The sequence below is a fragment of the Streptomyces malaysiensis subsp. samsunensis genome (assembly GCF_024519315.1).
Taxonomy (GTDB): domain Bacteria; phylum Actinomycetota; class Actinomycetes; order Streptomycetales; family Streptomycetaceae; genus Streptomyces; species Streptomyces malaysiensis.
The window spans coordinates 21,605-37,764 of the sequence record NZ_JANIIC010000078.1; the positions used below are offsets into that span (position 1 = coordinate 21,605).

Genomic DNA, 16,160 nt, shown 5'->3' on the forward strand with positions numbered 1-16,160 from the left:
GACAATAACCAATTCCTGCACCGGGTGAACGACGAGCCAAAGGGGGCGCGATGCTGTCCAGGGGACTGCCGCAGGGCGCGGTACCGAAGCTGGAGCGGCCCGGACCGCTCCGCGAGCGCGTCTACGAGGCGCTGCTCGAACTCATCACCACCCGCGCCCTCCGTCCCGGCCAGCACCTCGTCGAGAGCGAGCTCGCCGGACAGCTCGGAGTCTCCCGCCAGCCGGTGCGCGAGGCCCTCCAGCGGCTCAACACCGAAGGCTGGGTCGATCTGCGGCCCGCGCAGGGCGCGTTCGTCCACGAGCCCACCGAGGAGGACGCCGATCAGCTCCTCACGGTGCGCACCCTGCTCGAGGCCGAGGCCGCCCGGCTGGCCGCCGCCGGGGCCGACGCGGCAGGCGTCGCCGCGCTGGAGGAGCTGTGCGCCAAGGGCGAGCGCGCGGTGCTGGACGACGATGTGGACGGCGCGGTCGCGGCCAACGCCGAATTCCACGCCAAGGTGATGGAGCTCGCCGGAAACGCGGTCCTGTCCGAGCTGGCCGCCCAGGTGGACCGCAGGGTCCGCTGGTACTACACCCCGGTCGCCCGGCAGCGCGGCAAGCAGTCCTGGATCGAGCACCGCGAGCTGATCGCGGCCATCACCGCCGGTGACGAACACCGCGCCACCGCCATCATGCGCGCCCACACCGAACACACCCGCCGCACCTACCACGAGCGCGAGCGGTCCTGACCCGTCCCCGCGATGTCACCCGCCGGTGCCCGGTGACCAGTCTCCGCGACGTCACCCCTGAGCGACGTCCATGCGGTCGACCGCTTCCTTGGCCTCCTTCAGACCGGCGTCGGTGAGCTCTCGGTAGACCTTGATGGCCTCGATCTTCTTGCCCTCCCGCACCAGGGCCGCCACCCGCTCGAGTCCGGGCTCGGCCACCTCGATGTCCAGGTGGCCGAGGATCAGATCCAGCTTGCGCTCGATCCGGTCCGCCCTGCGGTGCAGCTTCTGAATCCTCGACTCCAGCAGCGGATACTGAAGCACGAGGGCCACGATCGCGATGTACGCCGCTATCTCCATGATCGCCGATCGTAGTGGCCGAACTCTTTCGCCGGACGCCAACTCCCGAGCGGGCGCCCCGCACGTGCTGTCCCGAAATCTACTCGGCTTTGTCCTGTGGCAGGAGAAAGTCATGGCCAATTGCGGCGCAAGTTCTTCCCACCCCCGACAACCGCTGCTACGTTCCCCGTGAAAGCCCGGCCACGTGGATGCCGATGACGGCGGGAGGGGCAGCGTGAGGCGCATGACGGCACGACCGGCGAACGCACATCAGGCGCGACTGCTCCGCCTGTTGCGTGACGGCGGCCCCAACTCCCGTGCTCAGCTGGGCGATGAGATCGACCTCTCGCGTTCGAAGCTCGCCGTGGAGATCGACCGGCTGCTGGAGACCGGGCTGGTCGTCGCGGACGGGCTCGCGGCCTCCCGGGGCGGGCGGCGGTCGCACAACATCCGGCTCGCGCCGGGGCTGCGGCTGCTCGGTGTGGACATCGGCGCCACCTCCGTGGACGTCGCCGTGACCAATGCCGAACTGGAGATTCTCGGCCACCTCAACCAGCCCATGGATGTGCGCGAAGGGCCCGTCGCGGTCTTCGAGCAGGTGCTGGACATGGCCGCGAAGCTCCGGGCCTCCGGGGTGGCCGAGGGGTTCGACGGGGCGGGCATCGGAGTGCCGGGCCCGGTGCGGTTCCCCGAGGGCGTGCCCGTGGCGCCGCCGATCATGCCGGGGTGGGACGGCTTCCCCGTACGGGAGGCGCTCAGCCAGGAACTCGGCTGCCCGGTCATGGTCGACAACGATGTGAACCTCATGGCGATGGGGGAACAGCACGCCGGAGTCGCCCGTTCCGTCAATGACTTCCTCTGCGTGAAGATCGGCACCGGTATCGGCTGCGGGATCGTCGTCGGCGGTGAGGTCTACCGCGGTACGACCGGCAGCGCGGGCGACATCGGCCATATCCAGGCCGAACCCGACGGCCGCCCCTGCGCCTGCGGCAACCACGGCTGTCTGGAGGCGTACTTCGGCGGCGCGGCGCTGGCCCGTGACGCCGAGGAGGCCGCCCGCGACGGCCGGTCCCCCGAACTCGCCGCCCGGCTCGAGGAAGTCGGCAGCCTCGCCGCCACGGACGTCGCGGCCGCGGCGTCGGCGGGCGACGCGACCGCCCTCGACCTCATCAGGGCGGGCGGCACCCGTACGGGCCAGGTCATCGCCGGGCTCGTCAGCTTCTTCAACCCCGGTCTGGTGGTCATCGGCGGCGGTGTCACCGGGCTCGGCCATACCCTGCTCGCCGCCATACGGACCCAGGTCTACCGCCAGTCCCTGCCCCTGGCCACCGGAAACCTCCCCATCGTGCTGGGCGAACTCGGCCCGGCCGCCGGGGTCACCGGCGCGGCCCGCCTGATCAGCGACCACCTCTTCTCACCGGCATGACGGCCTGAGGGCCTGATGGCTTGACGGCCTGCGGGCCTGCGGGCTTGACGCCCGATGACCTGACGGCCCGACGGCCCGACCCCGCCCGGTCACGGCCGGGCCGTACCTCGGCACAGCGCAGCAGCACGGCAGCACGGCATCCGCACCGCCCCTCGGCGTACGCCACGCCGAGGCACGAGCCGCACCACCCGGCACCACCGAGCCGCATCACCCGCACCGCTCCGCACCACCGAGCCGCACCACCGGGTCGCGCCGTACCCCGTCGCGCCCCGCCCCGTACCACCGCACCGCTTCAGCGCACCACCGCGCCACACCGCGCGCCCCGCGCCGCGGCTCCCGCACGCCCAGCGACCCGCACCCGACCCGCCCCGCACCCGCACCCGCACCCGCACCCGCACCGAGCGAAATCGCCGAGGAGGCCCGCCATGGCACCGGCACCACCCGACCCGCGCCCGCTCCTCACCATGTCCGCGATCACCAAGTCCTTCCCCGGCGTACGGGCCCTCGACGGCGTCGACCTCGATGTCGAAGCGGGTGAGGTGCACTGTCTGCTCGGCCAGAACGGTGCGGGCAAGTCCACCCTCATCAAGGTCGTCGCCGGGGCGCATCAGCCCGACAGCGGTGAGATCCTCTGGAAGGGCACACCGGTCACCCTCAAGTCGCCCGTGGCCGCCATGCGGCTGGGGATCGCCACCATCTACCAGGAGCTCGACCTGGTGGAGGGGCTGTCCGTCGCCGAGAACGTCTTCCTCGGCCATGAGATGGCCACCGGCGGCTTCGTCCGCTCCCGTGCGGCCCGCACCGCCACCGCCGCGCTCCTCACCCGGCTCGGGCACCCGGAGATCGACCCGGGGCGGCTGGTCGGGGACCTCTCCGCGGCCGGGCAGCAGATCGTCTCGATGGCCCGCGCGCTCTCCCATGACGTCCAGCTGATCGTGATGGACGAGCCGTCCGCGGCCCTCGACCCGGACGAGGTCGACAACCTCTTCCGCATCGTCGGCGATCTCACCGCCGCGGGGGTCGCGGTCGTCTACATCTCGCACCGGCTGGAGGAGATCCGCCGGATCGGCGACCGCGTCACCGTGCTCAAGGACGGCCGTGCCGCGGCCCGTGGGCTGGCCGCCCGCACCACCCCCACCCGCGAGATCGTGGCCCTGATGACCGGCCGGGACGTGGAGTACGCGTTCCCGCGCCGCACCACGGCCGCCCCGATCGCCACCGCCACGCCCGTGCTGCGGCTGGACAACCTCGGCAGGGCCGGGGAGTTCGAGCCGATCGACCTCGAGGTGGCGCCCGGTGAGATCGTCGGGCTGGCCGGGCTCGTCGGCTCCGGGCGGTCCGAGATCCTGGAGACCGTCTACGGAGCCCGCCGCCCCACCTCGGGCCGGGTCCTGGTGGACGGCCGCCCGCTGCGCACCGGCAGCGTGACCGCCGCCGTGCGCGCCGGGCTCGGCCTCGCCCCCGAGGAGCGCAAGGCGCAGGCGCTGCTGATGCTGGAGTCCGTCACCCGCAATGTGTCGGTCTCCTCGCTGACCCGCTTCTCCCGCGGCGGCTGGGTGGACCGCGGCGCGGAGCGTGCGGCGGCCCGCCGGTGCGTCCGCGATCTGTCGCTGCACCCCGACGATCCGGAGCGGCCGGTGCGGACCCTGTCCGGCGGCAATCAGCAGAAGGCCGTACTGGCCCGCTGGCTGCTGCGCGGCTGCCGGGTGCTGCTGCTGGACGAGCCGACGCGCGGGGTGGACGTCGGCGCCCGCGCCGAGCTGTACGCGGTGATCCGCCGACTCGCCGACGACGGCATGGCCGTCCTTCTCGTCTCCAGCGAACTGCCCGAAGTCCTGGGCCTCGCCGACCGGGTGCTGGTGCTCCGCGAGGGCCGCGTCGTACACACGGCCCCCGCGCGGGATCTGGATGAGTACAGCGTCCTCGATCTCGTCGTGACTCCGCTCCCTACCTAAAGGAGGGCTTCCAACCCGAAGGTTGCGGTCCAGCCCGAACCGACCCCTTACGGGGCGTAATCATCCTATGACAGGAGGGAGTCCGTCGTGCTGAATCAACCCGGGGGGCGGCCGCGGCCTGCTGCCCCCGCCGAAGTCCCCGAACCCACCGCCACGCTCACCAAGGAGAGCCTGCGCGGAACATCGGCCGACCGTCCGAAGACCGGCGGGCGCTCCGCGCACGACCGGCTGTGGGCGCTCGCCGACCTGCGTAACCTCTCCCTCGTCGGGGTGCTGGCGGTGCTGATCGCCGTCGGCGGTTTCACCAAGCCCGATGAGTTCCTCAGCACCGACAACCTCCAGCTCGTGCTCACCCAGGCGTCCGTCATCGGCGTCGTCACCGTCGGCGTGACCTTCGTCATCACCAGCGGCGGCATCGATCTGTCGGTGGGCGCGATGGTCGCCCTCGCCTCGGTGTGGGCCACCACGCTCGCCACCCAGGACTACGGGCTCGGCGGCATCCTGCTCTGCGCGGTCCTGGTGGGGCTCGGCTGCGGACTGGTCAACGGGGTGCTCATCGCGTACGGCGGGATGGTCCCGTTCATCGCCACCCTCGCGATGCTCGCCTCCGCCCGCGGTCTGGCCCTCCAGATCAGCGACGGCAAGACCCAGGTCGTGACCGTCGACCAGGTCCTGGACCTCGGGCTCCCGGACTCCTACATCCTCGGCATACCGCCGCTGGTGATGATCTTCGCGGCCGTCACCGTCGTGGGCTGGCTGGTGCTCAACCGCACGACCTTCGGCCGGCGCACCGTGGCCATCGGCGGGAACGCGGAGGCGGCGCGGCTCGCGGGCATCGACGTCAAGCGGCAGCGGCTGATGCTGTATCTGCTCTCCGGGCTGTGCTGCGGTGTCGCCGCCTTCATGCTGGTCGTCCTCACCGGCTCGGGCCAGAACACCAACGGCAATCTCTACGAACTCGACGCCATCGCCGCCGCGATCATCGGCGGCACGCTGCTCAGCGGCGGCCGCGGCACCATCACCGGCTCCGTCCTCGGTGTCCTCGTCTTCACCACCATCACCAATCTGTTCGCCCTGAACAACCTTCAGAGCGATGTCCAGCAGATCGCCAAGGGCGCGATCATCGTCGCCGCCGTCCTGGTACAGAAGGGTCGTTCGACGCCATGAGGTATGCCAAGAGCTCCTCCACCACCAGTCGCAGAAATCTGCTCATGGGCACCGCCGCGGCGGGCGCGCTGTTCGCCGCCGGGTGCACCAGCAACGAGAACAACGATGACGGCGACAACGCCGAACAGGCCGCGAACACCGCCAGTGACAAGCCCGGTAAGGCGGTCGCCATCGGCTTCGCCGGGCCCCAGGCCGACCACGGCTGGCTCAACGCCATCAACGAGCAGGCCAAGCGGCGCGCCAAGGAGTACAAGGACGTCACGTTGGAGGCCACCGAGGGCTCCAACGACACCGCCCAGCAGATCGGCCAGATCGAGACCCTCATCAACAAGAAGGTCGACGTCCTGGTCATCCTGCCCGCCGACGGCAAGGCGCTCACCCAGGTGGGGCTGAAGGCCATGCGGGCGGGCATCCCGGTGGTCAACCTCGACCGGATCTTCGCCTCCCCGCAGGCGTACCGCTGCTGGATCGGCGGCGACAACTACGGCATGGGTCTCAACGCCGGGCGCTATATCGGCGAGCAGCTCAAGGGCAAGAAGAACGCCAAGGTCATCGAGTTGGCGGGGATCGACAACCTGGAGCTGACCCGGCAGCGCACCGAGGGCTTCAACGACGCCCTGAAGAACTATCCGAACATCAAGAAGGTCGGCCGCCAGGCCGCGGAGTTCACCGTCGAGTCGGGCCAGGCGAAGATGGCCCAGCTGCTCCAGGCCCACTCCGACTTCGACGCCCTGTGGAACCACGACGACGACCAGGGCGTCGGCGCCGAGCGCGCCATCAAGCAGGCCGGGCGCGATGACTTCCTCATGGTCGGCGGCGCGGGCGCCAAGCGCGCCATGGACGCCATCAAGGCCGACAACAGCGTGCTGAAGGCCACCGTGCTCTACCCGCCCACCATGGCCGCCTCCGCCATCGACCTCGCCCGCGCGCTCGGCCAGGGCAAGGGCGTCGGCGGTCTCGCGGAGCTGGAGATCCCGGCTTCCCTCACCCTCTACTCCGCCGTCGTCACCAAGGACAACGTGGACGAATACCTCCCCACGGGATTCAGCTGAGCCCGATTGAGGGCCAGACCCCCCACCTCGCGTCGGTTTGCGATCGTCAGAAGGAGTCCCATGGAAAGTCCTGAAGCGAAGACGCTCGGCGTCGGCATGGTCGGCTACGCCTTCATGGGCGCCGCCCACTCCCAGGGCTGGCGTACCGTCGGCCGTGTCTTCGACCTCCCCGCGCGCCCCGTGATGTCCGCCGTCTGCGGGCGCGACGCGGACGCCGTACGGGCCGCCGCGGACCGGCACGGCTGGGCCGCCGCCGAAACCGACTGGCGGGCGATGATCGCCCGGGACGATGTGCAGCTGGTCGACGTCTGCACCCCCGGCGACAGCCATGCCGAGATCGCCATCGCGGCCCTGGAGGCGGGCAAGCACGTGCTGTGCGAGAAGCCGCTCGCCAACTCCGTGACCGAGGCGGAGGCCATGGTGGAGGCGGCGCGGCGGGCGAGTGAGCGCGGACAGGTGGCGATGGTGGGCTTCAACTACCGCCGCGCGCCGGCGATCGCGTACGCCCGCCGGATGGTGGCGGAGGGGCGGATCGGCGTGCTGCGGCATGTGCGGGTCACCTATCTCCAGGACTGGATCGTCGACCCGGAGTTCCCCCTGGTGTGGCGCCTGCGGCGGGAGTACGCGGGCTCCGGCGCGCTCGGCGACCTGGGGTCGCACATCGTCGACCTGGCGCAGCATCTGGCGGGGGAGCGGCTGATCGGCGTCTCGGCGCTCACCGAGACGTTCATCCGGGAGCGGCCGCTGCCCGCGGGCGCGGTGGCCGGGCTCGGCGGCTCCGGCTCGGGCGGAGCGGCCCGCGGACCGGTGACGGTCGATGACGCGGCGCTGTTCACCGGGCGGTTCGGCTCAGGTGCGGTGGCGTCGTTCGAGGCCAGCCGGTTCGCGGCGGGCCGTAAGAACTCGCTCAGGATCGAGCTCAACGGCGATCGCGGCTCGCTCGCCTTCGATCTGGAGCGGCTCAACGAACTGTCCTTCCACGACCACACCGAGCCCGCCGCCGACTCCGGCTTCCGCCGGATCCTGGTGACCGAGCCCGAGCACCCCTACCTCGACGCGTGGTGGCCGCCTGGCCACGCCCTCGGCTACGAGCACACCTTCGTCCACCAGGCGCGGGACATGGTGCTCGCGGTGGCCGAGGGGACCGGCCCCGAGCCGTCCTTCGAGGACGGGCTCCAGGTGCAGCGGGTGCTCGCCGCCGTCGAGGACAGCGCGGAGAAGAACTGCGTCTACACCCCCGTACCCGCCTGAGGAGGAGGCCGGAATGCCCAGACCCTTCACGCTCTTCACCGGCCAGTGGGCCGACCTTCCCCTGGAGGAGGTCTGCCGGCTCGCCCGCGACTTCGGCTACGACGGACTGGAACTCGCCTGCTGGGGCGACCACTTCGAGGTGGACCGGGCCATCGGTGAGCCCGGCTATCTGGACGGGCGGCGCCGGCTGCTCGAGAAGTACGGCCTCAAGTGCTGGGCCATCTCCAACCACCTGGTCGGCCAGGCCGTGTGCGACTCACCCATCGACGAGCGCCACCAGGCCATCCTGCCCGCCAGGATCTGGGGCGACGGCGAGGCGGAGGGGGTCCGGCGGCGGGCCGCCGCCGAGATCGCCGACACGGCCCGCGCGGCGGCCGCCTTCGGCGTCCGTACCGTCATCGGCTTCACCGGCTCGTCCATCTGGCATCTGGTGGCGATGTTCCCGCCGGTGGTGCCGGGGATGATCGAGCGGGGCTACGAGGACTTCGCCGAGCGCTGGAACCCGATCCTCGACGTCTTCGACGCCGAGGGCGTGCGCTTCGCCCACGAGGTGCACCCCAGCGAGATCGCCTACGACTACTGGACCACCCACCGGGCCCTGGAGGCCGTCGGCCACCGCCCCGCCTTCGGGCTCAACTTCGACCCCAGCCACTTCGTCTGGCAGGACCTGGACCCCGTCGGCTTCCTGTGGGACTTCCGGGACCGGATCTACCACGTCGACTGCAAGGAGGCCCGGAAGCGGCTGGACGGCCGCAACGGGCGCCTCGGCTCCCATCTGCCCTGGGGCGACCCCCGCCGCGGCTGGGACTTCGTCTCGGCGGGCCATGGCGATGTGCCGTGGGAGGACGTGTTCCGGATGCTGCGGTCGATCGGATACGACGGTCCGGTGTCGGTCGAATGGGAGGACGCCGGGATGGACCGGCTCACCGGCGCCCCGGAGGCGCTGTCCCGGCTGAAGCACTTCGACTTCGACCCGCCGACGGCGTCGTTCGACGCGGCCTTCGGCGGCGGGGAGAAGTAGCCCGGCCCGTTCGGCGATCGAGGACCCGCCCGCAAGGCCACTGGGTGGGGGACCGCACACCGCGCCCCCACCCAGCTTTGTCCTGCTCGTGGATGAAGCAGAGCTGTTTTATGTCAAAGGGGTTTCCGTACTGGACAAACCCCGCTACGGTCCTTGAGATGTACCGGTCACATGGGGCCCCTCGCCCCGCACCGGTCATCCCGGCGCGACGGCGCGCGCCTGTGCCAGTCACGGCGGCCTGACGGCCCGCCCGTACCCCCCCTCTTTCCACGGAGGATCAGCGTGCACAGGAAAAGGCTTCGACTGCGCGGTCCCCTCGCGCTCGTCACGAGCGCACTGCTCGTCGGCGCGGGGCTCGCGTTCACCGCTCCCCAGGCGGGCGCGGATCAAGCGGATCAACCCGCCCCGGCCGCCGAGCAGTTCCAGCAGGTGACCCTCGCCAAGGGCGTGGAGGAGACCGGCGAGCCCATGACGCTCGCGGTGCTCCCCGACCGCTCCGTGCTGCACACCTCGCGCGACGGCACCCTGTGGCTGACCGATGCCACGGGCGAGACCAAGATGTCCGGCAAGCTGCCGGTCTACTCGCACGACGAAGAAGGGCTCCAGGGCGTCGGTGTCGACCCCGGCTTCTCCGACAACCGCGCCATCTACCTCTACTACGCGCCCCCGCTCGACACCCCCGCAGGTGACGCCCCCACCACGGGCACGGCCGCCGACTTCGCGAAGTTCGACGGCGTCAACCGCCTCTCCCGGTTCACCCTCGACGCCGACGGCACGCTGAACACCGGAAGCGAGAAGAAGGTCCTCGACGTGCCCGCGAACCGTGGCATCTGCTGCCACGTCGGCGGGGACATCGACTTCGACGCCGATGGCAACCTGTACCTGTCCACCGGCGACGACAGCAACCCGTTCGAGTCCGACGGCTTCACCCCCATCGACGAGCGGGACAACCGCAACCCGGCCTTCGACGCCCGGCGCTCCGCGGGCAACTCCAACGACCTGCGCGGCAAGGTCCTCCGGATCAAGGTGGCCGACGACGGCTCCTACACCATCCCGGACGGCAACCTCTTCGCGCCCGGCACCGAGAAGACCCGGCCCGAGATCTACGCGATGGGCTTCCGCAACCCCTTCCGGATCAGTGTCGACAAGCCGACCGGCACGGTCTACGTCGGCGACTACGGTCCGGACGCGGGCGCCGCCAACCCCGAGCGCGGCCCCGGCGGCGCGGTCGAGTTCGCCCGGGTGACCAAGGCCGGCAACTTCGGCTGGCCGTACTGCATCGCCGACAACAAGCCGTACCGCGACTACGACTTCGCCACCGGCACCTCCGGGCCCGCCTTCGACTGCGCCGCGCCCGAGAACACCTCGCGGTACAACACCGGGCTCACCGAGCTGCCGCCCGCCCAGCCCGCCTGGATCCCGTACGACAACAACTCCGTGCCCGAGTTCGGCTCCGGCTCCGAATCGCCGATGGCCGGGCCGGTCTACCGCTACGACGCCTCGCTGGACTCCCCGGTGAAGTTCCCCGAGGCGTACGACGGGAACTTCTTCGCGGGCGAGTTCGGCCGCCAGTGGATCAAGCGGATCGAGCAGGACGCCGACGGCACCGTGCAGAAGATCAACGACTTCCCGTGGTCCGGCACCCAGGTCATGGACTCCGCCTTCGGCCCCGACGGCGCGCTGTACGTCCTGGACTACGGCCTCGGCTACTTCAACGGCGACGAGCACTCCGCGCTCTACCGGATCGAGAACGCCACCGGCGGACGCTCGCCCATCGCCGAGGCGAGCGCCGACCGCACCTCCGGCAAGGCGCCGATGAAGGTCAACTTCTCCTCGGCGGGCACCTCGGACGCCGACGGCGACACCCTCACCTTCAGCTGGGACTTCGGCGACGGCACCACGTCGAGCGCCGCCAACCCCACCCACACCTACCGTAAGAACGGCACCTACACCGCGACGCTCACCGTCAAGGACCCAACCGACCGCACCGCCAGCGCCAATGTCCACCTCACGGTCGGCAACACCGCGCCCACGGTGACGCTGCAACTGCCCGGCGACGGCCAGCTGTTCGCCTTCGGCGACGAGGTCCCGTTCAAGGTCCAGGCGACCGACCCGGAGGACGGCACCGTCGACTGCGCCAAGGTCAAGGTCACCTACATCCTCGGCCACGACAGCCACGGCCACCCCGTCACCTCGGCGAACGGCTGCTCCGGCACCATCAAGACCAACGCCGACGGCGAGCACGACCCCAACGCCAACATCTTCGGGGTCTTCGACGCCGAGTACACCGACGGCGGCGGTGGCGGCCAGCCGCCGCTGACCGCCCACGACCAGAGCATCGTCCAGCCCAAGCACCGGCAGGCCGAGCACTACGGGGACAGCGAGGGCGTCTCGGTGATCTCCCACACCCCGGCCAACGGCGGCAAGACGGTCGGCAACATCGAAAACGGCGACTGGATCTCCTTCGCCCCGTATGTGCTGGACAACGCCAAGGACTTCACCGCACGGGTCTCCTCGGCGGGGGCCGGCGGCACGCTGGAGATCCGCAGCGGGTCCCCGACCGGACGGCTGCTCGGCAGCGTGACCGTGCCGGTGACCGGCGACTGGGAGACCTTCCAGGACGTCAAGACGACGCTGCGGGGCACCCCGGCCCGCAGCACCACGCTGTGCCTCGTCTTCAAGGGCGGTGCGGGAGCGCTCTTCGACGTGGACGACTTCACGATCGGCACCGGCTGAGGCGCTCAGGCGCCGAGGCACTGACGCGTTGACGAACGGGGCCGGGGGCGGCCACTGCGGCCGCCCCCGGCCCGGAGGAAGGAGCACGACGGATATGCACCCGCACTCTTCTCCGCACTCCAGACCCCACTCCCGGCGCGGGGCACGCCTCGCCGCGGTCGGGGCCACTTTGCTGCTCGCCCTGGCGGCCCTGCCCGCCGCCGCGTCGGGGGCCGCCACCTCCGGCGCCGACCCCGCCGCGGAGCCGTCCGGCCGCGTCCTGGTCTTCTCCAAGACGGCCGGATTCCGCCACGACTCGATCCCCGACGGCATCGCCGCCATCAAGGAACTCGGTGCCCAGGGCGGCTTCGCCGTCGACGCCACCGAGGACGGCGCCGCCTTCACCAGCGACAACCTCGCCCGCTACGACGCCGTCGTCTTCCTCTCCACGACCGGCGACGTCCTGGACGGCGCCCAGCAGTCGGCGTTCGAGGGCTATGTGAAGGCGGGCGGCGGTTACGCCGGCGTCCACGCGGCCGCCGACACCGAATACGACTGGCCCTTCTACGAGGGCCTGGCCGGGGCGTACTTCCAGTCCCACCCCGCGATCCAGCAGGCCACCGTGGACGTCGAGGACCGCGCCAACCCCGCGACCGCGCATCTGGCGCCGACGTGGGAGCGCACGGACGAGTGGTACAACTACCGCACCAACCCCCGGGAGCGGGTGCGGGTGCTGGCCACGCTCGACGAATCCTCGTACCAGGGCGGTGGGATGGGCGAGGACCACCCCATCTCCTGGTGCCAGGAGTACCAGGGCGGCCGCGCCTTCTACACCGGCTTCGGCCACACCAAGGAGTCCTACGCCGACCCCGCCTTCCGCCGGCACCTGCTCGGCGGCATCCGCTACGCCACCGGCGCCGCACACGCCGACTGCCGTCCCGAACAGGGCTACCGCCCGCTCTTCGACGGCACCTCGACGGACGGCTGGAAGCAGGCGGGCCCCGGGGCCTTCACCCTCGACACCTCGTCCGGGACCCTCACCTCGACGGGCGGCATGGGCATGCTCTGGTACGAGGCGAGCGAGCTGCACTCGTACTCGCTCAAGCTGGACTGGAAGATGGCGGGCGACGACAACTCCGGCGTCTTCGTGGGCTTCCCGGCCTCCGACGACCCCTGGTCGGCGGTCGACAACGGCTACGAGGTGCAGATCGACGCCACGGACACCCCCGACCGCACCACGGGCTCGGTCTACGGCTTCCAGTCCGCGAACCTCGCCAAGCGGGACGCGGCGCTGAACCCGCCGGGGGAGTGGAACACATACGAGATCCGTGTGCAGGACGAGCGGCTGCGGATCTGGCTCAACGGCGTGAAGATCAACGACTACACCAACCGGGACCCGGCGCGCAGCCTGCGCCAGGGCTACGTCGGCATCCAGAACCACGGGGACGGGGACGAGGTCTCCTTCCGCGACATCCGCGTCAAGGAGCTGCCGGCGAAGGGCGGCGGCCACCACAACCACCACGACGGCTAGGCGCCCCCGGTTCGCCGTCCCGACGGCCCGAGGGGAGCCGTGGGGGCGGCGTGGCGGCGGGCAGGAGTACGCCGCCTCCTCCCGCCGCCACCCCAAGCCACCACCAGGGTCCGGGCCCCGGGACTCCCGGGCCCCGGCCGCCCCGGGGCTCCCCAGCCCCGGGGCCCGGCCGCCTCGGGGTCCGGGCGGCCCGGCTCCGGCTCTCGGGTTCGGGAGCCTGGGCTCGGGCCCGGTCCCGGCCCTCGGGTCGGGCCCTCGGGTCGGGCCCGGGGTCCGGGAATCCGGGACTCAGGTGGGACCCCGGACCCCGGGGCTCGCCCCCGGACCTCGGGGCCTGGGGCCTGGACCTCAGGGCCTGGGGCCTGGAGCCCGGGGCCTGGAGCCCGGGGCCTGGAGCCCGGATCCGGGAGCCCGGGGCCCGGATCCGGGAGCCCGGGGCCCGGATCCGGGAGCCCGGAGCCCGGACCTCGGACCTCGGAACCTGGACCCCGGATCCCGGGGCCTGGACCTCGGACCTCGGATCCAGGGCCCCGAAACCCGGGCCCCGAAACCTGGGCCCCGGAGCTCCGGGGCCGGCCACGGGTCTCGGTGCGGCACGGCCCCGGGTTCCGATGCCCGGAGTCTGGGAAGCCCTGGCTCTGGGGCCCTGGTTCGGGCTCCGGCTCCCGGGCCGGAGCTGAGACCCCAGGGCCCGGGCTCCGGCCCGGCTTCGGCCACGGGCATGGGCATGGGCCAGAGCCCCGGGTTCGGGGCCCGGCCCTTGGCCCCGTAGCCGCTGCCAGCGCCCGCACGGACGGTGGCGGTCCGCCGCCCCGCACGACCGCCGCACTCGCACCACCGCAGTGCCCGCACGGACCGACCGACCAGCCGACAGGACCCGCGGGGCCCACTCGCCGGACCCGCCCCTCACCCACCCGTCCCCGACACCCGTACGACACGAGCGAACCGGCGCCGCATACGTATCGCCGCCGCGGACGCGGATCCGCGGTGGCCGAACCACATGCGCAACCCACCCCCACCCGGGAGGCAGCCAGTGACCACCCGTCCCGACGACATCACCCCACTCCGCGACGCACCCCGTACGGGGGTCTGGCTCATCGGCGCTCGCGGTTCCGTCGCCACCACCGCCGTGGCGGGCTGTGCCGCCGTCGCCGGGGGGTTGCAGCCGGCGACCGGAATGGTCACCGAGACCGCGCCGTTCGCGGACAGCGGCCTTCCCGCGCTCGCCGATCTCGTCTTCGGCGGCCATGACACCGCCACGACCCCGCTGCCCAAGCGGGCCGAGGCGCTGGCCGCCGACGGGGTGCTGCCGCATGGGCTGCCCGCCGCCGTGCGTGCCGAACTCGCCGCCGCCGACGCGGCCGTCCGCCCCGGCGGGCCGCAGCCCGGCGACGACCGCGGTGAGGAGGAGCTGATCGCGGCCTTCGCGGCAGACCTCACCGACTTCATCCATACGCACGGGCTGGCCCGCGCCGTCGTCGTCAACGTCGCCTCCACCGAAGCGGCCCCCGAGGACGGCGAAACCCTGCCGCCCAGCTCCCTCTACGCGGCCGCCGCGCTGCGGGCCGGATGTCCGTACGTCAACTTCACGCCGTCCACCGGGCTCCACCACCCCCGGTTGCGCGAGCGCGCCGAGCGCTCCGGTCTGCCGTACGCGGGGCGCGACGGCAAGACCGGCCAGACGCTGCTGCGGTCCGTCCTCGCGCCGATGTTCGTCCAGCGGGCCCTCGCGGTACGGAGCTGGTCCGGTACGAACCTCCTCGGCGGCGGCGACGGCGCCGCCCTCGCCGACCCGGGCGCCGCGGCGGCGAAGAACGCGGGGAAGGCGCGGGTCCTCAGCGACACCCTCGGCGAACTCCCCGACGGTGAGCTGCACATCGACAACGTGCCCGCGCTCGGCGACTGGAAGACCGCCTGGGACCACATCTCCTTCGAGGGCTTCCTCGGCTCGCGGATGATCCTCCAGACCACCTGGCAGGGCTGTGACTCGGCCCTCGCCGCACCGCTCGTCCTCGATCTGGCCCGGCTGACCGCCCGCGCCCATGAGACCGGCCTCGCCGGGCCGCTCCCCGAACTCGGCTTCTACTTCAAGGACCCGGACGGCGGCCCGGCCGCCCTCGCCGACCAGTACGCGGCGCTCGTCGGCTTCGCCGGGCGGCTGCGGGGCCGGGCATGACGCGGGCGGTGGGGAAGGAGCGGGGCGACTGGGGGAGCTGGGGCGACTGGGCCGAACTGCTCAGGGTGTCGGCCCTGTTCACCGTGCCCGGTGACGCCCTGGCGGGCGCCGCCGCGGCCCGGACCCGCCCCAACCGGGGCACGGCGCTCGCGGTCTGCGCCTCGCTGTGCCTGTACGAGGCGGGCATGGCGCTCAACGACTGGGCGGACCGGGACATCGACGCCGTGGAACGCCCTGGGCGCCCGCTGCCGTCGGGCCGTATCGCCCCGGCCGCCGCGCTGACCGCGGCGACCGGGCTGACCGCCGCCGGGCTGCTCTGCGCCGCCGCCGCGGGCCGCCCGGCCCTCGCCACGGGAACGGCCCTGGCGGGCGCGGTGTGGGCGTACGACCTGGGGTTGAAGAACACCCCCGCGGGCCCGTCCGCCATGGCCGCCGCCCGCGCGCTCGACCTCCTCCTCGGCGCCACGGCCTCCGCCCCCGCCGCCGCGCGCTCCGCACTGCGCCCGGCCGCCGTCCTGGGCGCCCACACCCTCGCGGTGACAACGGTCTCCCGCCACGAGGCCGTCGGCGGCTCTTCGACGGCGCCCCTCGGCGCCCTCGCGACGGGAGCGGCGATCGCCTGGGCCGCCACCAGGCGCCCGGCGCCCGCTTCGGGGCGCCGTCCTGAAGCGGGCCACGGCGCGCCGGCCGCGGCTGCGGACGGGGCCACCAGCGGCGCTCCGGTGGGTGCCGTGGCCGCCGGTGGCGCCTTCGTCGCCCTCTCCAGGCAGCTCTCCCGCGCGGGGCTGCGCCGCGGTGGTCCGGTTCGGCGACTCGCCGG

General features: G+C 72.4%; 12 protein-coding genes. 11 read left to right on the forward strand and 1 reads right to left on the reverse strand.

Translation table 11 applies throughout. The features are described 5' to 3' along the window. Positions 1–50: 50 nt before the first annotated feature. A complete protein-coding gene (locus tag NQU54_RS41965) occupies positions 51–728 on the forward strand; it encodes a GntR family transcriptional regulator (RefSeq protein ID WP_257635584.1) in 678 nt (225 codons plus the stop codon). Positions 729–779: 51 nt separating this feature from the next. Here the strand turns inward: NQU54_RS41965 and NQU54_RS41970 are convergent, their stop codons facing one another. Continuing rightward, positions 780–1,067, reverse strand: a complete 288-nt coding sequence (locus NQU54_RS41970; protein WP_069866961.1) for a ribosomal protein L7/L12 — start codon at positions 1,065–1,067, stop codon at positions 780–782. A 223-nt stretch (positions 1,068–1,290) separates the two neighbouring features. On the opposite strand from NQU54_RS41970, the gene NQU54_RS41975 reads away from it, so the two are divergent. The 10 genes from NQU54_RS41975 to NQU54_RS42020 all read left to right on the forward strand — a co-directional run. Beyond that, positions 1,291–2,472 (forward strand): ROK family transcriptional regulator, encoded by a 1,182-nt coding sequence (locus tag NQU54_RS41975; protein ID WP_257635585.1) that lies wholly within the window; start codon positions 1,291–1,293, stop codon positions 2,470–2,472. Positions 2,473–2,897: 425 nt separating this feature from the next. After that, positions 2,898–4,427 carry a sugar ABC transporter ATP-binding protein gene (locus NQU54_RS41980; RefSeq protein WP_257635586.1) on the forward strand — a complete coding sequence of 510 codons (1,530 nt, stop codon included), beginning with the start codon at positions 2,898–2,900 and terminating at the stop codon, positions 4,425–4,427. A gap of 87 nt (positions 4,428–4,514) precedes the next feature. Continuing rightward, positions 4,515–5,594 (forward strand): ABC transporter permease, encoded by a 1,080-nt coding sequence (locus NQU54_RS41985; RefSeq protein ID WP_372506353.1) that lies wholly within the window; start codon positions 4,515–4,517, stop codon positions 5,592–5,594. Beyond that, the gene (locus tag NQU54_RS41990; RefSeq protein ID WP_257635587.1) at positions 5,591–6,646 is read left to right on the forward strand and encodes a substrate-binding domain-containing protein; all 1,056 of its coding nucleotides are present in this window, start codon (positions 5,591–5,593) and stop codon (positions 6,644–6,646) included. Before NQU54_RS41985 ends, NQU54_RS41990 begins: the two co-directional genes overlap by 4 nt. A 60-nt stretch (positions 6,647–6,706) precedes the next feature. Beyond that, complete coding sequence (locus NQU54_RS41995; protein WP_257635588.1) at positions 6,707–7,897, forward strand: Gfo/Idh/MocA family protein; 1,191 nt, start codon at positions 6,707–6,709, stop codon at positions 7,895–7,897. A 13-nt stretch (positions 7,898–7,910) separates the two neighbouring features. Further along, positions 7,911–8,918, forward strand: a complete 1,008-nt coding sequence (locus NQU54_RS42000) for a sugar phosphate isomerase/epimerase family protein (protein ID WP_069866955.1) — start codon at positions 7,911–7,913, stop codon at positions 8,916–8,918. A gap of 282 nt (positions 8,919–9,200) precedes the next feature. Continuing rightward, on the forward strand, positions 9,201–11,654 hold the full coding sequence (locus NQU54_RS42005) for a PQQ-dependent sugar dehydrogenase (RefSeq protein ID WP_257635589.1): 2,454 nt from the start codon (positions 9,201–9,203) through the stop codon (positions 11,652–11,654). 94 nt (positions 11,655–11,748) lie between these two features. Continuing rightward, positions 11,749–13,164: a ThuA domain-containing protein gene (locus NQU54_RS42010; protein WP_257635590.1), complete on the forward strand. Its 1,416-nt coding sequence runs from the start codon at positions 11,749–11,751 to the stop codon at positions 13,162–13,164. A gap of 1,033 nt (positions 13,165–14,197) precedes the next feature. Next, positions 14,198–15,340, forward strand: coding sequence for an inositol-3-phosphate synthase (locus NQU54_RS42015; protein ID WP_257635591.1), 1,143 nt, complete (start codon positions 14,198–14,200; stop codon positions 15,338–15,340). After that, positions 15,337–16,160, forward strand: an 824-nt coding sequence (locus NQU54_RS42020) for an SCO3242 family prenyltransferase (protein ID WP_257635592.1), incomplete at its 3' end; no start/stop codon positions are given. The genes NQU54_RS42015 and NQU54_RS42020, both read left to right, overlap by 4 nt.